The following is a 19,443-nucleotide window of genomic DNA, read 5'->3' as shown; positions in this document are numbered from 1 at the left end:
CGGGGGGGGGGGGGGGGGGGGGGGGGGGGCGGGGGGGGGGGGGGGGGGGGGCCCCGGGCCCCCCCCGGGGGGGGGGGGGGCCCGGGCCCCGGGGGGGGGGGGGGGCCCCCCCCCCCCCCCCCCACGGCCCCCGTTCCCCCCGTTTCCCCCCGTTCCCCCGTTCTCCCCCGCGCCCGGCTTCCCCCTGAGGCCGGGTCAGTCCGTCGCGATCGCCGCGAGGACGTTCATCCGCCCGGCCCGGAAGGCCGGGATCAGGGCGGCGATCAGGCCGATCACCACCGAGGCGACCAGCGTCAGCGCCACCGTCGGGACGGGGATGGACAGCGTCCCCAGCCCCTGGTCCCGCAGCACCCGCTGGGCGGTGACGCCCCAGGCCAGGCCCAGCCCGGCGCCGAGGACGGCCCCGAAGAGCGCGATCACCACGGACTCCAGCCGGATCATCCGGCGCAGCTGGCGGCGGGAGAGCCCGATCGCCCGCAGCAGGCCGATCTCCCGGGTGCGCTCGACCACCGACAGCGCCAGGGTGTTGACCACGCCGAGCACCGCGACGGTGATCGACAGCGCGACCAGCCCGTAGATCAGGTAGAGCAGGGTGTTGATCTGGCCCTGCACCAGCTCCTTGTAGCCCGCCTGGTCCTTGATGGTGAGCTGCGGGTACTCCTTGAGGCCGTCCTCCAGCGCGGTCAGCGTCTTGGCGACGTCGGCGCCGGCCTTGGCCTTGGCGAAGAAGGTGAACACCGGCGGCTGGTCGGCGACCGGGACGGCCTTGGACAGGGTGTCCAGGTCGACGAAGGAACCGGAGCCGTACAGCCCGCCCTTCTCGAAGACCACGCCCACCGCGAGGTTCTGGGTGTGGCCCTGGCCGTAGTTGACGGTGACCTGGTCGCCGACCTTCAGGTTGTGGTCCTTGGCGAAGGTCTCGCCGATGCCGATGGTGCCGCGTCCGACCGCGTCCGCCGAGCCGGCGACGACGCCCGGGTGGAAGTCGGTGTCGAAGAAGGTCGGCGGCACGGCGGTCAGCTCGTTCTTGACCACCCGGCCGTCCGGCAGCTGGAGCTTGGAGGAGACGAAGGACCGCTGGAGGCTGACGTGGTCGATGCCCGGGGTCTTCTCCACCGTGTCGATGACCTCCGGGGCGACCGCGCCGCGGCCGCCGGAGAGGATGTAGTCCACGCCCACGGTCTTGTCGATCTGCGCGCTGGTCGAGGTGACGGCCGAGGAGCTGAAGACCGAGGCGGCGATCACCAGGGCCAGGCCGATCATCAGCGCGGCGGCGGTGGCGCCGGTGCGGCGCGGGTTACGCATCGCGTTGCGCTGGGCGAGCTTGCCGGACGGGCCGAACAGGGCCGGCAGCACCGCGCCGAGCACCTTGATCACGGCCGCGGCCAGCAGCGGGCCGAGCACCACGAAGCCGATCAGGGTGAGCACCACGCCCAGGCCCAGCAGCTGGCCGCCGTCGGCGGCCTTCTCCGCCTGCCCGCCGAGCACCAGCACCGCGCCGCCGCCCGCAGTCAGCACCAGGCCGATGATCGTGCGGATCAGGTTGGTGCGGGCGTCGGCCGGGGTGCCGTGGTCGCGCAGCGCCTCGATCGGCGCGATCTTGCCGGCCCGGCGGGCCGGGAACCAGGCGGCGACCATGGTGACGATGATGCCGAGGGCGTACCCGGAGATGAAGACGTCGGGGCTGATCTCCAGGTCGGCCGCGTTGAGGTTCATCCCGATCAGGTTCATCAGCTTGACCAGGCCCCAGGCGACGAACAGACCGAACCCGATCCCGATGGTGGAACCGAGCACGCCCAGGATGAGCGCCTCGACCAGCACCGAGCGGTTGACCTGGCTGCGGCTGCCGCCGACGGCGCGCAGCAGGCCGATCTCCCGGGTGCGCTGGGCGACCAGCATCGAGAAGGTGTTGACGATCAGGAAGATGCCGACGATCGCCGAGACGAACGCGAAGCCGAGCATCGCGTAGGTCATGAAGTCCAGGCCCTGGCCGACGGCCTTGGAGCTCTCGTCCTTCTGCTCGGCGGCGGTCTTGGCCTGGAAGCCGGTGCCGACCTTGGCCAGGGCGTCGGCCTTGATCTGCTCGTTGGTGCGGCTGCCGTCGCCGAACACCTCGACGGAGGTGAACGCCTGCTCGCCGAGCAGCACCTTCTGGGCGGTCGGGGTGTCGATGAAGGCCAGCGCCGCACCGGGGTTGGTGGTCCGGAAGGTGACGATGCCGACGATCGTGAAGTCGTGCTTGCCCATCTGGTTGTCGACCCGGACCTTGTCGCCGAGGCCGAGCTTGGCCTTCTTGGCCGTGTCGGCGTCGAGCACCAGGTCGGCGGAGCCCTGCGGCAGGTGGCCGGAGGTGAGGTCGACCGCGTTCCTCGGGGTGTCCGTCCAGTTGCCGACGATGGTCGGCGCGCCGGTGGTCGGGCCGACCAGCTTGTTGGTGGACGGGTTGACCAGGACGGCGTTGTCGACGGAGACCTGGCCGAGGGCGCTCTTCACCCCGGGCAACCCGGTCAGCTTCTGGGCGAGGTCGGTCGGGACGGTCGGCGGCTTGACGGCCGCCCGGCCCTCCTCGTCGTCCTCGGCCGGCTTGGGCGGCTGGACGGAGACGTCGGAGGCGGTGGCGGCGAACAGCTTGTCGAAGGTGCTGGTCGCGGTGTTGGAGAACACCAGCGTGCCGGACACGAAGGCGACCGACAGCACGACGGCGATGAGGGAGAGCACCATTCGGCCCTTGTGGGCGAAGAAGCTCCGCAGTGAGGTCTTGAGCAGCATCGTCTCTTGTCCCGCCCGCTCAGCTGGTGCGCTTGCCGTCGAAGCGGCGCATGCGCTCCAGGACGGAGTCGGCGGTGGGGGCGTGCATCTCGTCGACGATCACGCCGTCCGCGAGGAAGAGGACGCGGTCCGCGTAGCCGGCGGCGACCGGGTCGTGGGTGACCATGACGATGGTCTGGCCCAGTTCGTCGACCGAGCGGCGCAGGAAGGTCAGCACCTCGGCGCCGGAGCGGGAGTCGAGGTTCCCGGTGGGCTCGTCGCCGAAGATGATCTCGGGGCGGGCCGCCAGGGCTCTCGCGACGGCGACGCGCTGCTGCTGGCCGCCGGACAGCTGGGTCGGGCGGTGCTTGAGGCGGTCGGCCAGGCCGACGGTCTCGACCACCTGGTCCAGCCAGGCCCGGTCGGGCTTGCGGCCGGCGATGTCCATCGGGAGCGTGATGTTCTCCAGCGCGTTCAGGGTCGGGAGCAGGTTGAACGCCTGGAAGATGAAGCCGATCTTGTCGCGGCGCAGCTTGGTCAGCTGCTTGTCCTTGAGGCCGGTGATCTCGGTGTCGCCGATCCAGATGCGCCCGCTCGTGACGGTGTCCAGGCCCGCCAGGCAGTGCATCAGGGTCGACTTGCCGGAGCCCGAGGGGCCCATGATCGCGGTGAAGCGGCCGCGCTGGATGTCGACGTCGACCGCGTCGAGCGCGGTGACCTTGGTCTCGCCGGAGCCGTACGCCTTGGTGACCTGGCGGGCCGCTGCGGCGACGGCGGATTCCCCGCCGGGAAGCTGGGGGTCGTACACGGCTGCTGCCGTCGTCACTGGAGTCTCCTTGGAAGTGGGCCCACCGGTCACTCCCGCCGGTTCCTCCAAGGAACCGGCGGGGACGTGTCCCACGTTAGGAGTGCGGGCGACGGCGCTCGTCCTCCCCCGGAATGAAGCGCTTCAACCAAGGTTCTACGGGGTGCGCGGCCCCTCCCCCTAGGGGTCGGCCGCCGCCGTCTCGGGGAAGGCCCGTACGGGGGCTCAGCCGCAGGTCAGTGCGGGTACGGAGAGCCGCTCGAGGGCGTCGGCGAAGCCCGTGACGACGGGGGTCAGCAGGGCGTCGGTCTCGCGCTCGACCAGGGTGGTGCCGTCCTCCCTCGCCGTCACGTGGCGGTCGAGCACGAACCAGCCCTGGGTGATGTGGCCGGCGCCCATCGAGCTGAGCACCGGGCGCAGCGCGTAGTCGACGGCGAGGACGTGCGCGGGCGAGCCGCCGGTGGCCAGCGGCAGGACGGCCTTGCCGGCGAGGGCGTACTGCGGGAGGACGTCGAGCAGGGCCTTCAACAGGCCCGAGTAGGCGGCCTTGTAGACGGGGGTGCCGATCACCACGCCGTCGGCCTGCGCGAACAGCTCGGTGACGGCGACGATCTCGGGGTGGCCGAAGTCCCCGGACAGCAGCGCGTGCGCGGGCAGGCTGCGGGCCTCGAACGGGACGACGTGGTGGCCGCGTTCGGCGAGCTGCGCGTCGACGTGGCGCAGCAGGCGGGTGGTTCGGGAGGTGGCGGAGGGGGAGCCGGAAACGGACAGGACGGTGGCCATGCGGTTCACCTCGGGCGGGAAGCGGGGGCGGCGGTGTCTGAGGAGGCGCGCGTCGGAGGCGCGTGTCAGCCGCGACAGAGCGAACAGGCCACCCCACGCCGCAGGTCGACGTGCCGCCGACGCGTGAGGGTCCGACTCTGATCCATACCGTCGATGCAAACACGGGGTGTTCGAACCGGTCAAGAATCGTTTCAGCAGCCGGAACGCGGGATGTCGGGACGTTACGGCGGAACGATCCGGTGCGTGCATCAAAACTGCTACAAGAGGCCCGGTGAGCACCCCGGGGGGAGTCACCCCGGCCGGGGTCGGGCATTCTCGACCACATGAACACGTGGCAGGAGGGCCGCCGGGGCGGCGGCGGGAACCCGTACGGCGGCAACGGTACCGGCGGCGGGGCGGCCGAGCCGCCGCTGCCGTCCTCGCTGAACCCGCGCGGGCCGGGGGCCCCCGCGCCGCAGCGGCCGGAGCCGCCGCGGCCCGCCGGCATCCCCGGGCAGCAGCAGGGCGAGGGGCTGCCGGGCGGTCGCCCGGGCGGTCCGGGACGCCCCGGCGGGCCCGAGGGCCCCGGCGGACCGGGCGGTCCGGGCGGCCCCGCCGGTGCGCGGCCCGCTCAGGCCGGGCGGTGGCCGCGCCGGCGGATCGTGAAGTGGACGGTCTTCGGCGTGCTGATCGCCTTCATGGTGACCTCCGTCTCCACCTGGTTCTGGGCGGACTCCAAGCTCAACCACGAAAACGTGCTGGCCGACTACCAGGGCCGCCCGGCGGCGGGCAAGGGCACCAACTGGCTGATCGTCGGCTCGGACAGCCGCGAGGGCCTGACCGACTCGCAGATGGAGGACATGCACACCGGTCACGACGTCGAGGGCAAGCGCAGCGACTCGATGATGATCCTGCACATCGGGGACAGCGGGAACACCCTGATGAGCGTCCCGCGCGACTCCTGGGTGCCGATCCCCGAGCACAAGGACAGCAAGGGCAAGACCGTCAAGGAGACCACCTCCAAGATCAACGCGGCGTACAACAACGGCGGCGGCCGCCTCCTGGTGCAGACCGTCGAGAAGAACACCAACATCCGCATCGACCACTACGCCGAGATCGGCTTCGCCGGGTTCGCGGGCATCGTCGACTCCATCGGCGGCGTCGAGATGCACATCGACAAGGACATCCAGGACCGCGACTCCGGCCTCGACCTCAAGGCCGGGGACCAGACCCTCAACGGCAAGCAGGCCCTCGCCTTCGTCCGCCAGCGCCACCAGATGGCCGACCAGGACCTCGGCCGGATGCGCAACCAGCAGAAGTTCCTCGGCGCGCTGGCCCACCAGGCCGCCTCCCCGGGCAACCTGGTGAACCCGTTCACCTTCTACCCGCTGGTCGACTCCGCGCTCGGCACCCTGATCGTCGACGACGACTGCGGGCTGACCGACCTCGGCTCGCTGTTCCTCGCCATGAAGGACGTCAACGGCGGCAGCGGCAAGAGCCTGACCATCCCGATCGGCAACCCGGACTTCCGCACCAAGACCGGCGAGTCGGCGGTCCAGTGGGACAAGGCCAAGTCCACGCAGGTCTTCGACGCCTTCAAGAACGACACCGCCGTGCCGGACTTCAAGTAACCGTGACGTGACGTGCCGGTGACTTCACAATGGGTGAATGTCACTCGTCACCGCACTCGTCTACCGCCGTCGCCACCGCCTCCTGGGCCGCCTGGTCCAGGAGGCGCTCGCGTTGTACGGGATGGAGGTGCCGGCCGTCTGCGAGATCGGGCCGGGGCTGACCGTCTTCCACCGGGGCTTCGGCACCGTCCTGCATCCGTACACGACGCTCGGCACGGGCGTGACGCTGTACAACGGCGTGACCATCGGCAGAGCCGACCCCTGGGTGCCCCAGGAGCTGAGCCCGATGCGGCGGGTGGTCGTCGAGGACGGCGCGGTGCTGTGCGCGGGCGCCAAGGTGGTCTGCAAGGAGGGCGTGCTCACCGTCGGCGCGGGCACGATCGTGGGCGCCAACGCGGTGCTCACCCGCTCGACCGGGCCCGGCGAGGTCTGGGCCGGGGTGCCGGCCCGCCGCGTGGGGATGCGGGAGGGCCTGCGGGAGGGGTACGCGCCGCCCGTGCGCGCGTAGAACTGCCACCGCCCTGGAGTGGGAGGTCGGCCCGGCCGACTTCCCGCTCCAGGGCGGTACGCGTTTCATCCGGCCCCGAGGGGCGGACGGGTGACTACTCGACCACGCCCGACTTGGCGATGGTGACCTTGGCGGACGTGCGGCCGCTCTGCGAGCCCTTGGACTCGACCAGCTTGACGACGTCCATGCCCTCGACGACCTCGCCGAAGACGACGTGCTTGCCGTCCAGCCAGTCGGTGACGATGGTGGTGATGAAGAACTGCGAGCCGTTGGTGTTCTTGCCCGCGTTCGCCATCGACAGCAGACCCGGCTTGGTGTGCTTGAGCTGGAAGTTCTCGTCCGCGAACTTCTCGCCGTAGATGCTCTTGCCGCCGGTGCCGTTGTGGTTGGTGAAGTCACCGCCCTGCAGCATGAAGGCCGGGATGACACGGTGGAAGCCGGAGCCCTCGTAGCCGAAGCCGTTCTGGCCGGTGGCCAGCTCGCGGAAGTTGCGGGCGGTCTTCGGGACCACGTCGTCGTACAGCTTGAAGACGATGCGGCCCGACGGCACGCCGTCGATCTCGATGTCGAAGAAAACGTTGGAAGCCATGCAGGGATCATGGCACGACCGGCAGTCCGATGCGCGCCGCCCCCTCCGGCCCTCACGCTCCGGCCCTCACGCTCCGGTGCTCAGCTCCCCGGCTTGCGGGCCAGCAGGTACGCCTGCCGGGCCTTCTCCCCCTCGGCCGGCTCGCGGACGCTGCGGAAGGTGACCGGCAGGCCCGCCTCCCGGGCCAGCTCCTCCACCCGCTCGGGCCGCAGCCGGCGGAAGTCCAGCGTCACCGGGTGGCCCCAGGGCCGGTCCTGCCGGGACGGTTCGTCGCCGACCTGGAAGGCCAGCACCAGGTGGCCGCCGGGGGCGAGCACCCGGGCGAACTCGGCGAAGATCTCCGGGAGCCGCTCGGCCGGGGTGTGGATGAGCGAGTACCAGGCCAGTGCGCCGGTCAACTCCGCGTCCCCGTACGGGAGGTCGAACAGCGATCCGACGCTGAACGGCACGTCCGGGTGCTCCCGCCGGGCCAGCTCGACCATCCCCGGCGAGAGGTCCACCCCGGAGACGTCCAGGCCCAGCTCGCGGTGCAGGTACCCGGTCACCCGGCCCGCGCCGCAGCCGAGTTCGGCCACCCGGCCGTCCGGCCGCTCGGCGCGGACCAGCTCGGCGAAGAGGCCGAGCACCGCGCGGTCCACCGGGCTGGAGTCCATGTGGCCTCGGAACTGCTCGGTGTAGTCGGCGGCGACGGCGTCGTAGAACGCCCTGGTCTCGGCCAGGAACTGCGGCTCGGCGGGCGACTGCGGCTCGGCAGGCGACTGCGGCTCTGTGGTCATGACCCGGGACCTTAGGACGCCAACTCCCGCTCCGCCACCGCCTGGTCTCCGCTGAACTCCCCGGTCTCTCGGAAGCCCAGGCGGGCGTAGAACCCGGCCGGCCCGTCCGGGCCCGGGTGGTAGGTGACGGTGGCGCGGGTGCCGCCCCGGCGGCGGATCTCCGCGAAGACCTGCTCGACGGCGAAGCGGCCGTAGCCGCCGCGCTGGGCGTCCCCGTCGATCAGCAGGCGCCACAGGCCCGAACGGGGGCGTTCCCCGGGCCGGTCCGGGTAGAAGGTGATGTCGAAGAAGGCCATCACGAAGCCGACCGGCCGCTCGCCGTCCAGGATCAGCCGGGGCCAGGCCGTCTCGCCGTACACGTACGCCTCGGCCAGCGACTTCGCCACCGGCGAGACCAGGTGCTCCTGTCCGGGGCGCACCCGTAGGCCGAGGGCGGCGTCGATGTTGGCGGGGGTGAGCTCGGCGAGGCTGAGGGCGGGGTTGTTCACGATCACGGCGGGCAGCCTACGAACCGAGGCCGCCCGCCGTCGCGCGATTTTCGGGGCTGCCGTTACGGGAGGTTGCGGGCCATGACGATGCGCTGGACCTGGTTGGTGCCCTCGTAGATCTGCGTGATCTTCGCATCGCGCATCATCCGCTCCACCGGGTAGTCCCGCGTGTAGCCGTACCCGCCCAGCAGCTGCACCGCGTCCGTGGTGATCTCCATCGCCGCGTCCGACGCGTAGCACTTCGCCGCCGCACCGAAGAACGTCAGGTCACCGTCACCACGCTGCGACTTCGCCGCGGCGGCGTAGGTCAGCTGACGGGCCGCCTCCAGCTTCATCGCCATATCGGCCAGCATGAACTGCACACCCTGGAACTCCGCGATGGCCTTGCCGAACTGGCGGCGCTCCTTCACGTACCCCTTCGCGTAGTCCAGCGCGCCCTGGGCGATGCCGACGGCCTGAGCGGCGATCGTCACCCGGGTGTGGTCCAGCGTCTTCATCGCCGTGGCGAACCCCGTACCCTCCGCACCGATCATCCGGTCCGCCGGAATACGCACGTCGTCGAAGTACACCTCACGCGTCGGCGAACCCTTGATCCCCAGCTTCCTCTCCGGCGCACCGAACGACACCCCCTCGTCGCCCTTCTCCACCACGAACGCCGAGATGCCCTTCGAACGCAGCTCCGGGTCGGTCACCGCCATGACGGTGTAGAACTCCGACACCCCGGCGTTGGTGATCCAGCGCTTCACCCCGTTCAGCACCCAGAAGTCGCCGTCGCGCACCGCGCGGGTCTTCATCCCCGCCGCGTCCGAACCCGCCTCCGGCTCCGAGAGGCAGTACGAGAACATCCCCTCGCCCCGGGCCAGCGCCCCCAGGTACTTCGCCTTCAGCTCCTCCGAACCCGACAGCTGCACCGGCAGCGAGCCCAGCTTGTTCACCGCCGGGATCAGCGAGGACGACGCGCACACCCGCGCGACCTCCTCGATCACGATCACCGTCGCCAGCGCGTCCGCCCCCGCACCCCCGTACTCCTCCGGCACGTGCACCGCGTGCAGGTCGTTGCCCTGCAGAGCGTCCAGCGCCTCCTGCGGGAACCGCCCCTGCTCGTCCACCTCCGCCGCGAACGGAGCGATCTTCGCCTCGGCCAGCGAACGCACCGCCTCACGGAGCATCTCGTGCTCCTCGGAGATACGGAAGAGATCGAAGTCAGCCGCGCCTGCGCTGCCCGCCATGATGCCCGCCTCGTCCAGCTCGAATTACCGGTTAACTACCGTTCAGTACCAGATCCTAGGGCGCCGACCTGCGGCTGCCTAGCGTCACGGACCCGGGCGGATCGGGCGCCTGGACGGGGCCCGATAGCATCGGGGAGCATCTGATTCCGGCCGACAGGCCGGTCGCACCTCACGTCGAACCGCACGTCGAACCGCACTAAGGGGAACCCGTGACCCTCCGCATCTCCGTGATCGGCACCGGATACCTCGGCGCCACGCACGCCGCCGCGATGGCGGAGTTCGGCTTCGAGGTGCTGGGCCTGGACATCGACCCCGACAAGATCGCCATGCTGACCGCCGGCCGCGTCCCGATGTACGAGCCGGGGCTGTCCGAGCTGCTGGTCAAGCACGTGGCCGGGCACGAGGGTTCGACCGGGCGGCTGCGCTTCACCAGCTCCGTCGAGGAGGTCGCGCGGTTCGCCGACGTCCACTTCGTGTGCGTCAACACCCCGCAGCGCAAGGGCGAGTTCGCGGCCGACATGTCGTACGTGGACGCCGTCATCGAGGAGCTGGCCCCGCACCTGACCCGCCCGGTCCTGGTCGTCGGCAAGTCCACCGTGCCGGTCGGCTCGGCGGCCCGGCTCGCCGAGCGGCTGGCCGCGCTGGCCCCGGTCGGCGAGGAGGCCGAGCTCGCCTGGAACCCGGAGTTCCTGCGCGAGGGCTTCGCCGTCCAGGACACCCTGCGGCCGGACCGGATCGTGGTCGGCGCTCGCAGCGAGCGGGCCGAGCGGCTGCTGCGCGAGGTGTACGCCGAGCCGATCGGGGCCGGGGTGCCGTTCCTGGTCACCGACTACGCGACCTCCGAGCTGGTGAAGGCCGCCGCGAACTCCTTCCTGGCCACCAAGATCTCCTTCATCAACGCGATGGCCGAGGTCTGCGAGGCCGCCGGAGCGGACGTCACGATGCTCTCCACCGCGCTCGGCCACGACGAGCGGATCGGCCGCAAGTTCCTCAACTCCGGCCTCGGCTTCGGCGGCGGCTGCCTGCCCAAGGACATCCGGGCGTTCATGGCCCGGGCCGGCGAACTGGGCGCCGACCAGGCGCTGACCTTCCTGCGCGAGGTCGACTCCATCAACATGCGCCGCCGCTCCCGGATGGTCGAGCTGGCCCGCGAGCAGTGCGGCGGCGGCTTCCTGGGCCGCCGGGTGGCCGTGCTCGGCGCCGCCTTCAAGCCCAACTCGGACGACATCCGGGACTCCCCCGCCCTCAACGTGGCCGCGCAGATCCAGCTCCAGGGCGCCCAGGTCACCGTCTACGACCCGAAGGCCGTCGACAACGCCCGCAGGATGTTCCCCTCCCTCGCTTACGCCGGCTCCGCCCTGGAGGCGGCCGAGGGCGCCCACGTCGTCCTCCACCTCACCGAGTGGGCCGAGTTCCGCGAGCTGGACCCGGCCACCCTCGGCGCCGTCGTCGCCGAACGCCGCCTCCTCGACGGCCGCAACGTCCTCGACGCCGACGCCTGGCGCGCCGCCGGCTGGACGTACCGCGCCCTGGGCCGCCCCAGCTGAACGGCCGTCTCTCCGGGGTATGCCGTTGACACCGGTATGACGAACTACGGCGACGAAGCGACGGTCCGCGGGATCCTCACCGGCACCGGCGACACCTGGGCGAGTGATACACCCGGCCGCCCCGTTCCTTGCGGTTCAGGCGAGTCCATTGGTCTGACCTACCGCATCGAGGCCACCAAGCCCAAGCGCGCCACTGGACAGGCCAAGACGGTCCGCTAGCCGTTCATACGATCTGAGTATCTTGACGGATACGTAGCGCACATGGCTCAGTTAACGTTCCGTAGAACGTAGGTGCGTATGCCGAACGTCCGGGGGAGGACAAAGCTGTGGGTGACAACGCCACCGGCAAGGTCGTTATCCAACCAACCGACCTGCGGGCGTCCGCAGGTATCGCAAAAAGTCTGGGTGAGGAACTCGGCACTCCCGTTCAGAACGCCGTGAACGACAGCCACACGGTCTCCGGCCAGCTGACCGGCTGGTCGATCGCGGGCGGACTCAACCAATTGGGCACCGGTTGGTCCAAGCCGCTCGGTGACCTGCAGCAGCGCCTCGCAAGCACCGCAACCAACCTGAACGCGAATGCTGCTGCCCACGAGCACAACGACCGCGCTGTCGCCGGCGCATGGGCCACACCACAGCAGGGGCCGAAGTGACCGGCACGTACGAACTTCTCGTGAAGTTCGACCCACATGGGCTGCACGATGCCGCCAAGACCTGGACGGCCCTCGGCCACGCGGCAGAGAGCATCTGTCAGCGGCACCGCCGCCAGGTCAACGGTCCGTTGAGCGGCAACTGGGAGGGAGACGATGCCAAGGCCGCACTTCCGTACATGGCGGACACGGAAAAACAACTGAACATCGTCAAGAAGGAAGCGGACACCGCCGCCCTGGTCCTGAACACCGTGGCCGACCGGATGTACCAGGCGCAGACCAACCTCACCAACGCCGTCAAGCGCTCAGTTGACGCCGGCCTGAACGTGTCCGCCGAGGGCGTCGTCAGCCTCCCACCCGCAGGCAAGGGAGAGGCCAACGACCCCGATGCGATCAGGGCTCGCCAACAACTCGCCTCGGACATGAAGGGTTTCCAGAGTCGGATCGACACCGCTCTGAAGGACGCCCAGACAGCGAGCGATCAGGGCAACAAGGCCCTTGGCCGGCTCAGTTCGAACGCTCTCGACCCGACCAAGGTGAACGGATCGCTCGCCGGCGCCAAGAACGCGGTCGCCGCCGCGATGCAGGACCTCGGACTGGTCGACCCCTACATTCCGGACGGCAAGGACCCGGAGAAGTCCGCCGCGTGGTGGAAGGGCCTCACTCCTGAACAGCAGGAGGCATACCTGGCCCTGCACCCCGATCGGATCGGCAAGCTCGACGGGCTTCCTGCGACCGTGCGCGACGAGGCCAACCGTCTCGTGCTCGACGAGAAGCTCGACGCCTACCGAAGCGGGAAGCCCGGCGACTTCGGCATCGACGAGGACGAGTACAAATCGCGGATCAACGCCCTGGAGGAAATCAAGAGGAAGCTGATGGCTTCCGACGGGAACCCCGAGAAGCACCAGATGCTTCTGCTCGGAATCGACCCCGAGGCACACAACGGCCGGGCCATCGTCTCAACGGGCAACCCCGACAAGGCGCAGCACACGGCGGTCTTCGTGCCGGGCACCGGCACCGTTCTCGGTGGAGTGCCGGGGCAGATGGACCACATCCGGCGCCTCCAGAAGGCCGCCGAGGACAAGGCCGGCGACGAGAACGTTGCCGTGGTCTCGTGGCTCGGCTACGAGACACCGAACTGGTTGGACGGCAGCGTGGTGTCCAACGATCGCGGAGAAGCCGGTGCACCGGATCTGCGGAACTTCACCAAGGGCCTGCGGGTGGCCGAGGGTGGCAACGGCAACTGTTCACACCTGACCTTGATGGGGCACAGCTACGGCACTTATGTCGTGGGGGTGGCCGCCCGGGACGGCGGGGCGAACGTCGACGACATCATCGCGCTCGGCAGCCCCGGCATGGGGGTGGACAGGGCGTCGGAGCTCAACATCAACCCGAAGCACGTGTGGGTCGGTGAGGCCAAGAACGACTTCACCCAGGACTTCAACCTGTTCGGTGAAGGTCCACAACTCGGGATCTTCGGCGCCCAACGCATCCAGATCGACACCAGCGGGCACGGCGGCTACTGGGACATCGGCCCCGGAGGCGCAAGTGAAAGCCTCCAAAATCAGGGCCGGATCATCGCCGGCCGCCAGCCCACGCTTGCCCCCAAAGCCCCCTGACTCCCACAGCTGGTTCAACCGACCGCCGACTCGCGACACAGGAGCACCATGACCGCCAGCGAATCCCGCACCTTGGGGCGGATCATCGCCACTGTGCTCCTGCTCGCGGTGCTCGGCGGATGCTCGTCCACCCATCCCGCCGACAGGAGTGACACGCCACCCGTGAAGTCCAAGGCTGACGCCCAGACCTGGGCACAACAAATAACCGAGCACATGGCCCGGACCGCCGGGATCGAGATCGATCCCACGACCGTCGACGCGCTCTTCACTCCGTGTACCGGCAGGAACGGGGAAACCGCGAGCGATGACCGGTACGTCCTGATGTACAGCGTCAAGAGTTCGGTGCCGCGCGCCCAGCATCCGGAAGCGGTCAGAAAGGTCCGCGACATGTTGGTCGGCGAGGGCCTGACGGTGGAGGGCTATCGCGAGTCCGTGGACGGCAAGCCCGACGCCCTCGTCGATGCCGTCCACCCCGACAGCCGGTACACCGCCACGGCGGAGACCTCGGGCAGCGGAGATCGCATGTACCTCGGCGTCATCACTCCCTGCCTGTTGCCCCCATCCTCGTCGGCCTCGCCGACGGGCACCCCCTAGCCACCTGTTCAGCCCCCACATCCCGGACAGGGCTGGGCTCTCGTCGTCGGCGGTCATGAGCAGTCCGAAACCCAGCAGACAGACTGAATCGTCCTGGCCCTCAGCTTTCAGGAACGGACACCGCTCACCGAGGCCTCGCAGCTAGTAGACGGCTCGGTGGCCTTGTGAGTTGTAGGACGGTTAGCTAAACCGCCCAGCCAGGCCAAGGCGTGGGATCTCGATGGCCGGGCACTTGTCCATCACCATGGCGAGCCCAGCGGCCTGTGTCCGCTCGTACGCGGCTTCGTCGATCACGTCGAGTTGGAACCAGACGGCCTTGGCCCCAATGGCGGCCGCCTCGTCCGCGACGGCGCCGGCGAGGTCGGAGCGGACGAAGACGTCCACGACGTCGACCTCGAAGGGGATGTCCGCGAGGGACGCGTACCCCTGCTCGCCGTGGACGGTCTCCGCCTTCGGGTGCACGGGCACGATCCGCTTGCCGAAGCGCTGCAGCACCTCGGCGACGCCGTAGGCCGCTCGTCGCTGGTTGGAGGAGAGGCCCACGACGGCCCAAGTGTCGCCCGCCTCGGTCAGGATCTTCCGGACCGTCTCCGGGTCTCCGTACATGCCCTGCCTCCTCGTAGCGAGTGCTGAGAACTCATCCAGTGCCAGCGCCATGACTCCCCCGGCCATTCCCTCCCGGGGTATGCGCTGGTCAGCCCGCCAGGTCGAGATGGAATCGGATGGCACCCGGCGTACCCGTCCCGGTGGACGTGGTGGACGTGTTCGTTCGGTCCGACCTCGCCGGGGAGGTGGCCGATCAGGCGGTGGCTGTCGGGGCCAAGGCGGTCTGGTTCCAGCTGGGCGTGGTGGACGAGGCCGCCTACGGGCGGACGCGGGAGGCCGGGCCGGCCATGGTGATGGACAAGTGCCCGGCCATCGAGATCCCGCTGCTCGATTAGCCGTCCAACCCCGCCAGGGTGGCGATGGACGGGCGGCGGCTCGCGCGCAGCGTGGTGGCGACGGACTCGGCGTCGCGCAGGACGCGCACCGCGTTGTGCCAGGTGAGCTTGGCGAGGTCGGCCTCGGACCAGTGGCGGCGGAGGAGTTCGGCGACCAGGTTGGGGTAGCCGGCCACCGAGTCGAGGCCCTCCGGGAGGAAGGCGGTGCCGTCGAAGTCGCCGCCGATGCCGATGTGGTCGATGCCGGCGACCTCGCGCATGTGGTCGAGGTGGTCGGCGACGGTGGCCGGGGTGGCGACCGGGCGCGGGTGCTCGGCCTCGTAGGCGCGCTGGCGCTCCATCGCGGGCGGGGTGGTGTCCAGCGGGTGGAAGCCGTGGGCGCGCATGTTCTCGTCCGCCGCGGCCGTCCACTCGATGGCGGCGGGCAGGATGAACTTCGGCACGAAGGTCGCCATCGCGATGCCGCCGTTGGCGGGCAGCTGGGCGAGCACGTCGTCGGGGATGTTGCGCGGGTGGTCGCAGACGGCGCGCGAGGAGGAGTGCGAGAAGACGACGGGCGCCTCGGTGACGCGCAGCGCGTCGCGCATGGTGTCGGCGGAGACGTGCGAGAGGTCGACGAGCATGCCGAGCCGGTTCATCTCCCGGACGACCTCCTCGCCGAAGCGGGTCAGCCCGCCCGCCACCGGCTTGTCGGTCGCGGAGTCCGCCCACGGCACGTTGTCGTTGTGGGTGAGCGTCATGTACCGCACGCCCAGCTCGTACAGGGCCCGCAGGGTGGCGAGCGAGCAGTCGATGGAGTGGCCGCCCTCGGCGCCCATCAGGGAGGCGATCCGGCCCTCGGCGCGGGCGGTCTCCATGTCGGCGGCCGTACGGGCGAGGCGCAGCCGGTCGGGGTAGCGCTCGACCAGGGCGTGGACGAAGTCGACCTGCTCCAGGGTGGCGCTGACGGCGTGGTCCCCGGCGAGGGAGGCGGGCACGTAGACGGACCAGAACTGCGCGCCGACCCCGCCCTCCGCGAGGCGGGCGAGGTCGGTGTGCAGGCGGTCGCTCTGGTCGGCGGCGAGGTCGAGCGCGCCGAGGTCGTACCCGGCCTGCTCGCGCATCGCCCAGGGGAGGTCGTTGTGGCCGTCCACCACGGGGGCGGTGCGCAGCAGGGCGCGGGCGCGGTCGAGCGGGGTGAGGGTCTCCGAAGTCATACGGGTTGTTCTACCCCACCCCCACCGCGGGGGTTACTTGCCGAAGCCGAAGGAGCTGGAGCCGGCGACCTTGGCGCGCAGCTTCTTGCCCTTCTCGGTGGCCTGGTTGTTGAGTTCGGCCTGGAACTCGGCCATCTTCTCGGTGAGTTCGGGGTCGAAGGCGGCGAGCATCCGCACCGCGAGCAGGCCCGCGTTGCGCGCGCCGGCCACCGAGACGGTCGCCACCGGCACGCCGGCGGGCATCTGGACGATGGAGAGCAGGCTGTCCATGCCGTCCAGGTAGCGCAGCGGCACCGGCACGCCGATGACGGGCAGCGGGGTGACGGAGGCGAGCATGCCGGGCAGGTGGGCGGCGCCGCCGGCGCCCGCGATGATCGCCTTGAGGCCGCGGGTGTGGGCGTTCTCGCCGTACGCGACCATCTCGCGCGGCATCCGGTGGGCGGAGACGACGTCCACCTCGTACGGGATCTCGAACTCGTCGAGGGCCTGGGCGGCGGCCTCCATGACGGGCCAGTCGGAGTCCGAGCCCATGACGATGCCGATGAGGGGGCTGGTCATTCGGTGATCGTTCCTCGCAGGTAGGCGGCCGCGTGGCGGGCGCGCTCGCGGACGTCGTCGAGGTCGTCCCCGAAGACGTTGACGTGGCCGACCTTGCGGCCGGGCTTCACGTCCTTCCCGTACATGTGGATGCGCAGCCCGGGGTCGCGGGCCATGCAGTGCAGGAAGGCGTGGTACATGTCCGGGTAGTCGCCGCCGAGGACGTTGACCATGACGGTCCACCTGGCGCGCGGCCGGGGGTCGCCGAGCGGGAGGTCGAGGACGGCCCGCAGGTGGTTCTCGAACTGCGAGGTGGTGGCGCCGTCCTGGGTCCAGTGCCCGGAGTTGTGGGGGCGCATCGCCAGTTCGTTGACGAGGATGCGGCCGTCGCGGGTCTGGAACAGCTCGACGGCGAGGTGGCCGACGATGCCGAGCTCGCCGGCGATGCGCAGGGCGAGCTGCTGGGCCTCGTCGGACAGGGCCGGGTCGAGGTCGGGCGCGGGGGCGGTGACCTCGGCGCAGACGCCGTTCTCCTGGACGCTCTCGACGACCGGGTAGGCGACGGCCTGGCCGCTGGGCGAGCGGACGACGTTGGCGGCCAGCTCGCGGACGAAGTCGACCTTCTCCTCGGCCAGCACGGCGACGCCGGCGAGGAACGGCGCGTGCGCCTGCTGCTCGTCGTCGACGACCCAGACGCCCTTGCCGTCGTAGCCGCCGCGGACGGTCTTGAGGACGACGGGGTAGCCCGTGCCCTCGTTCGCGAAGGCGGTGACGTCGGCCGGGTCGGCGACCAGCCGGTGCCGGGGGCAGGGCACGTCGATGGAGTCCAGCTTGGCCCGCATCACGCCCTTGTCCTGGGCGTTGACCAGGGCCTCCGGGCCGGGGCGCACGGCGATGCCGTCCGCCTCCAGGGCGCGCAGGTGCTCGGTCGGCACGTGCTCGTGGTCGAAGGTGATCACGTCGCAGCCTGCGGCGAAGGCGCGCAGGGTGTCGAGGTCGCGGTAGTCACCGAGGACGACCTCGGAGACGACCTGCGCCGCGGAGTCCTGGGGCGTGTCGGCGAGGAGTTTGAACCTGACCCCCAGCGGGATGCCCGCCTGGTGTGCCATGCGGGCCAACTGCCCGCCGCCGATCATGCCCACCACTGGAAAATTCACATTGCCCGGGGAAGTCACGCGGCCCAGGATATCCGGGCCGGTGGGAGGTGGTGGAGCCGCCTGCGGGCAGTGAGTACTGGACGCGCGTAGATGTCAACCCCCACCCCGGACGGCTGAGCCGTTCGATGGAAGCGGGTAGCCTGGACGGCTAGGTCCTCGTCCGCGTAGTCGGATCATGTGCGTGCACGCAGGACTCAAGGGGTGGCTCCGGCCCGGTGGGACACCCTTTCGTCCCGCAGGTACATGGAGGCAGCCCGGTATGGCGACGACCGAAGCTTCGAAAACCCCGCTCGCGCAGAAGCTGCACGGGCTCACGGGTGAGGTCGTGAAGTTCGGCATCGTCGGTCTGAGCGGCGTGGTGGTCAACTTCGCCGTGTTCTGGGTCTGCATCAACGGCCTGGGCCTGGCCTCGCTGCGCTCCAACATCGCGGCGACGGTCATCGCGATCGCCACCAACTACCTCGGCTACCGCTACTGGCTGTACCGGGACCGGGACGCCGCCTCCCGCAAGCGCGAGATCACGCTGTTCCTGATCTTCAGCGGCATCGGCATGCTGATCGAGACCGGTGTGCTCGCCTTCACCGTCTACCTCCTCGGCCTGGACTCGCACTACGAGCAGCTGGGCGCCAAGGTCGTGGGCCTCGGCCTCGGCACGGTGTTCCGCTTCGTCTCGTACCGGACCTGGGTGTTCAAGGCCCTGCCCGAGGAGCCCTCCACCGCTGTCGCTGTCGGTACCACCGCTGCCGCCACCGCTGCCGCTGTTCCGGCGCCCGCCCAGGCCAGCGGGCAGGAGCTGGCCGCCCAGGCCGAGCTGATGCTGGCCGCCGAGCAGATCCGCTTCGCCAAGGCCGAGTAACGCCCCGCTCCGCTTGCCCGGCCCGCCGCTGCAAGAGGACAGTGGTGACCGAGGGCGAGCACGGCTGCGGACGATCGAGGGCCGAGGGGGATCCAGGAGGCTCGCCATGGCGTTCGTCCAGATCATCGACTGCAAGACCGACAGGCTCGACGACCTCAACCGGCTCATGGACACCTGGGCCGAGTCCACGAAGGGCAGGCGCACCGCCTCCCACGCGGTGGTCGCCACCGACCGCTCGGACAAGAGCCACGTCGTGGAGATCGTGGAGTTCCCCTCCTACGAGGAGGCGATGCGCAACTCCAAGCTGCCCGAGACGGACCGGATCTTCCGCGAGATGGTGGCGCTCTGTGACGCGCCGCCCACCTTCACCGACCTCGACGTGGTCCGCGACGCCCAGTTCGACAAGGCCCTCGCGAGCAGGGTCCTGGACGGGCTGGCCGCGGGCGACCTCGACGTCATCGACGAGTGCATGGCCGCCGACTACCACGACCACGACTACGGCAGCGAGGGCGACGCGGTCGGCATCCAGGCGTTCCGAGAGCGCTGCGCCGCCTACGTGGACGCCTTCGAGTTCACCTTCGAGGTGGAGAGCCAGATCGCCGAAGGCGACGAGGTCGCCACCCGCTGGACCTGGCACGCCCACCAGAAGGCCGCCTTCCGGGAGATCCCGAACACCGGCAGGTCGGTGATCGGACGCGGCACGACCACCTTCCGCTGCCACAACGGCCGGATCACCGAGGGCTGGTGGCAGTGGGACGTCATGGGACTGATGCGCCAGCTCGGCGTGCTGCCGACCTCCTGACCGGTCCT

The 19,443-nt window shown here is 70.3% G+C and carries 21 protein-coding genes; 10 read left to right on the top strand and 11 right to left on the bottom strand.

Annotation, left to right across the window (positions count from 1 at the left end):
• Positions 1-195: 195 nt before the first annotated feature.
• The 3 genes from ACIBCA_RS12960 to ssuE form a co-directional block, all read right to left on the bottom strand.
• Entirely contained in the window at positions 196-2,769 is a 2,574-nt protein-coding gene (locus tag ACIBCA_RS12960) for an ABC transporter permease (RefSeq protein WP_396282896.1), read from the bottom strand.
• 19 nt (positions 2,770-2,788) lie between these two features.
• Positions 2,789-3,574, bottom strand: coding sequence for an ABC transporter ATP-binding protein (locus ACIBCA_RS12955; protein ID WP_396282895.1), 786 nt, complete (start codon positions 3,572-3,574; stop codon positions 2,789-2,791).
• A gap of 204 nt (positions 3,575-3,778) precedes the next feature.
• The gene (ssuE, locus tag ACIBCA_RS12950; RefSeq protein WP_396282894.1) at positions 3,779-4,336 is read right to left on the bottom strand and encodes an NADPH-dependent FMN reductase; all 558 of its coding nucleotides are present in this window, start codon (positions 4,334-4,336) and stop codon (positions 3,779-3,781) included.
• A gap of 323 nt (positions 4,337-4,659) precedes the next feature.
• On the opposite strand from ssuE, the gene ACIBCA_RS12945 reads away from it, so the two are divergent.
• Positions 4,660-5,946 (top strand): LCP family protein, encoded by a 1,287-nt coding sequence (locus ACIBCA_RS12945; RefSeq protein WP_396282893.1) that lies wholly within the window; start codon positions 4,660-4,662, stop codon positions 5,944-5,946.
• A 37-nt stretch (positions 5,947-5,983) separates the two neighbouring features.
• Positions 5,984-6,454: a hypothetical protein gene (locus tag ACIBCA_RS12940; RefSeq protein ID WP_396282892.1), complete on the top strand. Its 471-nt coding sequence runs from the start codon at positions 5,984-5,986 to the stop codon at positions 6,452-6,454.
• Positions 6,455-6,548: 94 nt separating this feature from the next.
• On the opposite strand, the gene ACIBCA_RS12935 is transcribed toward ACIBCA_RS12940, so the two are convergent.
• The 4 genes from ACIBCA_RS12935 to ACIBCA_RS12920 all read right to left on the bottom strand — a co-directional run bounded on the left by ACIBCA_RS12935 (position 6,549) and on the right by ACIBCA_RS12920 (position 9,536).
• Entirely contained in the window at positions 6,549-7,043 is a 495-nt protein-coding gene (locus ACIBCA_RS12935; protein ID WP_031077104.1) for a peptidylprolyl isomerase, read from the bottom strand.
• An 80-nt stretch (positions 7,044-7,123) separates the two neighbouring features.
• Positions 7,124-7,819, bottom strand: a complete 696-nt coding sequence (locus ACIBCA_RS12930) for a class I SAM-dependent methyltransferase (RefSeq protein ID WP_396282891.1) — start codon at positions 7,817-7,819, stop codon at positions 7,124-7,126.
• An 11-nt stretch (positions 7,820-7,830) separates the two neighbouring features.
• Positions 7,831-8,310 (bottom strand): GNAT family N-acetyltransferase, encoded by a 480-nt coding sequence (locus ACIBCA_RS12925; RefSeq protein ID WP_396282950.1) that lies wholly within the window; start codon positions 8,308-8,310, stop codon positions 7,831-7,833.
• A gap of 59 nt (positions 8,311-8,369) precedes the next feature.
• A complete protein-coding gene (locus ACIBCA_RS12920; RefSeq protein ID WP_396282890.1) occupies positions 8,370-9,536 on the bottom strand; it encodes an acyl-CoA dehydrogenase family protein in 1,167 nt (388 codons plus the stop codon).
• Between the two features lie 209 nt (positions 9,537-9,745).
• On the opposite strand from ACIBCA_RS12920, the gene ACIBCA_RS12915 reads away from it, so the two are divergent.
• The 5 genes from ACIBCA_RS12915 to ACIBCA_RS12895 all read left to right on the top strand — a co-directional run bounded on the left by ACIBCA_RS12915 (position 9,746) and on the right by ACIBCA_RS12895 (position 13,946).
• Positions 9,746-11,083 (top strand): UDP-glucose dehydrogenase family protein, encoded by a 1,338-nt coding sequence (locus ACIBCA_RS12915; RefSeq protein ID WP_396282889.1) that lies wholly within the window; start codon positions 9,746-9,748, stop codon positions 11,081-11,083.
• Between the two features lie 36 nt (positions 11,084-11,119).
• Positions 11,120-11,302 carry a hypothetical protein gene (locus ACIBCA_RS12910; RefSeq protein WP_396282888.1) on the top strand — a complete coding sequence of 61 codons (183 nt, stop codon included), beginning with the start codon at positions 11,120-11,122 and terminating at the stop codon, positions 11,300-11,302.
• Between the two features lie 107 nt (positions 11,303-11,409).
• The gene (locus tag ACIBCA_RS12905) at positions 11,410-11,736 is read left to right on the top strand and encodes a hypothetical protein (RefSeq protein ID WP_396282887.1); all 327 of its coding nucleotides are present in this window, start codon (positions 11,410-11,412) and stop codon (positions 11,734-11,736) included.
• Positions 11,733-13,352 (top strand): alpha/beta hydrolase, encoded by a 1,620-nt coding sequence (locus ACIBCA_RS12900; protein ID WP_396282886.1) that lies wholly within the window; start codon positions 11,733-11,735, stop codon positions 13,350-13,352. The genes ACIBCA_RS12905 and ACIBCA_RS12900 overlap by 4 nt, the downstream gene beginning before the upstream one ends.
• A 48-nt stretch (positions 13,353-13,400) precedes the next feature.
• A complete protein-coding gene (locus ACIBCA_RS12895; protein ID WP_396282885.1) occupies positions 13,401-13,946 on the top strand; it encodes a hypothetical protein in 546 nt (181 codons plus the stop codon).
• Positions 13,947-14,126: 180 nt separating this feature from the next.
• On the opposite strand, the gene ACIBCA_RS12890 is transcribed toward ACIBCA_RS12895, so the two are convergent.
• Positions 14,127-14,552 carry a CoA-binding protein gene (locus ACIBCA_RS12890; protein WP_396282884.1) on the bottom strand — a complete coding sequence of 142 codons (426 nt, stop codon included), beginning with the start codon at positions 14,550-14,552 and terminating at the stop codon, positions 14,127-14,129.
• A 116-nt stretch (positions 14,553-14,668) separates the two neighbouring features.
• On the opposite strand from ACIBCA_RS12890, the gene ACIBCA_RS12885 reads away from it, so the two are divergent.
• On the top strand, positions 14,669-14,887 hold the full coding sequence (locus tag ACIBCA_RS12885) for a CoA-binding protein (protein WP_396282883.1): 219 nt from the start codon (positions 14,669-14,671) through the stop codon (positions 14,885-14,887).
• Here ACIBCA_RS12885 and ACIBCA_RS12880 read toward each other — a convergent pair.
• Genes ACIBCA_RS12880 through ACIBCA_RS12870 form a run of 3 tightly spaced genes read right to left on the bottom strand, consistent with a single transcriptional unit; the run spans position 14,884 to position 17,777 of the window.
• Positions 14,884-16,083: a dipeptidase gene (locus ACIBCA_RS12880; RefSeq protein WP_396282882.1), complete on the bottom strand. Its 1,200-nt coding sequence runs from the start codon at positions 16,081-16,083 to the stop codon at positions 14,884-14,886. The genes ACIBCA_RS12885 and ACIBCA_RS12880 overlap by 4 nt on opposite strands.
• A 33-nt stretch (positions 16,084-16,116) precedes the next feature.
• Positions 16,117-16,641: a 5-(carboxyamino)imidazole ribonucleotide mutase gene (purE, locus tag ACIBCA_RS12875; protein ID WP_396282881.1), complete on the bottom strand. Its 525-nt coding sequence runs from the start codon at positions 16,639-16,641 to the stop codon at positions 16,117-16,119.
• Positions 16,638-17,777: a 5-(carboxyamino)imidazole ribonucleotide synthase gene (locus ACIBCA_RS12870; protein ID WP_396282880.1), complete on the bottom strand. Its 1,140-nt coding sequence runs from the start codon at positions 17,775-17,777 to the stop codon at positions 16,638-16,640. Before ACIBCA_RS12870 ends, purE begins: the two co-directional genes overlap by 4 nt.
• Before the next feature lie 259 nt (positions 17,778-18,036).
• Between ACIBCA_RS12870 and ACIBCA_RS12865 the strand changes: the two genes are divergently transcribed.
• Together ACIBCA_RS12865 and ACIBCA_RS12860 are read left to right on the top strand one after the other, a co-directional pair.
• Positions 18,037-18,633, top strand: coding sequence for a GtrA family protein (locus ACIBCA_RS12865; RefSeq protein ID WP_396282879.1), 597 nt, complete (start codon positions 18,037-18,039; stop codon positions 18,631-18,633).
• A 106-nt stretch (positions 18,634-18,739) separates the two neighbouring features.
• On the top strand, positions 18,740-19,435 hold the full coding sequence (locus tag ACIBCA_RS12860; protein WP_396282878.1) for an ester cyclase: 696 nt from the start codon (positions 18,740-18,742) through the stop codon (positions 19,433-19,435).
• Positions 19,436-19,443 lie beyond the last annotated feature (8 nt).

Source organism: Kitasatospora sp. NPDC051170, assembly GCF_044455705.1.
Taxonomy (GTDB): domain Bacteria; phylum Actinomycetota; class Actinomycetes; order Streptomycetales; family Streptomycetaceae; genus Kitasatospora.
The sequence above is the reverse complement of the archived record's forward strand: the minus strand, read 5'-3'. Positions and strand labels throughout refer to the sequence as shown.

Bases quoted from the DNA above. Each gene is read 5' to 3' on its own strand.
- ACIBCA_RS12865 (WP_396282879.1), top strand. From the start codon at position 18,037: ATGGCGACGACCGAAGCTTCGAAAACCCCGCTCGCGCAGAAGCTGCAC.
- ACIBCA_RS12935 (WP_031077104.1), bottom strand. From the start codon at position 7,043: ATGGCTTCCAACGTTTTCTTCGACATCGAGATCGACGGCGTGCCGTCG.
- ACIBCA_RS12920 (WP_396282890.1), bottom strand. From the start codon at position 9,536: ATGGCGGGCAGCGCAGGCGCGGCTGACTTCGATCTCTTCCGTATCTCC.
- ACIBCA_RS12930 (WP_396282891.1), bottom strand. From the start codon at position 7,819: ATGACCACAGAGCCGCAGTCGCCTGCCGAGCCGCAGTCGCCCGCCGAG.
- ACIBCA_RS12880 (WP_396282882.1), bottom strand. From the start codon at position 16,083: ATGACTTCGGAGACCCTCACCCCGCTCGACCGCGCCCGCGCCCTGCTG.
- ACIBCA_RS12945 (WP_396282893.1), top strand. From the start codon at position 4,660: ATGAACACGTGGCAGGAGGGCCGCCGGGGCGGCGGCGGGAACCCGTAC.
- ACIBCA_RS12960 (WP_396282896.1), bottom strand. From the start codon at position 2,769: ATGCTGCTCAAGACCTCACTGCGGAGCTTCTTCGCCCACAAGGGCCGA.
- ACIBCA_RS12895 (WP_396282885.1), top strand. From the start codon at position 13,401: ATGACCGCCAGCGAATCCCGCACCTTGGGGCGGATCATCGCCACTGTG.
- purE (WP_396282881.1), bottom strand. From the start codon at position 16,641: ATGACCAGCCCCCTCATCGGCATCGTCATGGGCTCGGACTCCGACTGG.
- ACIBCA_RS12885 (WP_396282883.1), top strand. From the start codon at position 14,669: ATGGCACCCGGCGTACCCGTCCCGGTGGACGTGGTGGACGTGTTCGTT.
- ACIBCA_RS12890 (WP_396282884.1), bottom strand. From the start codon at position 14,552: ATGTACGGAGACCCGGAGACGGTCCGGAAGATCCTGACCGAGGCGGGC.
- ssuE (WP_396282894.1), bottom strand. From the start codon at position 4,336: ATGGCCACCGTCCTGTCCGTTTCCGGCTCCCCCTCCGCCACCTCCCGA.
- ACIBCA_RS12910 (WP_396282888.1), top strand. From the start codon at position 11,120: ATGACGAACTACGGCGACGAAGCGACGGTCCGCGGGATCCTCACCGGC.
- ACIBCA_RS12860 (WP_396282878.1), top strand. From the start codon at position 18,740: ATGGCGTTCGTCCAGATCATCGACTGCAAGACCGACAGGCTCGACGAC.
- ACIBCA_RS12940 (WP_396282892.1), top strand. From the start codon at position 5,984: ATGTCACTCGTCACCGCACTCGTCTACCGCCGTCGCCACCGCCTCCTG.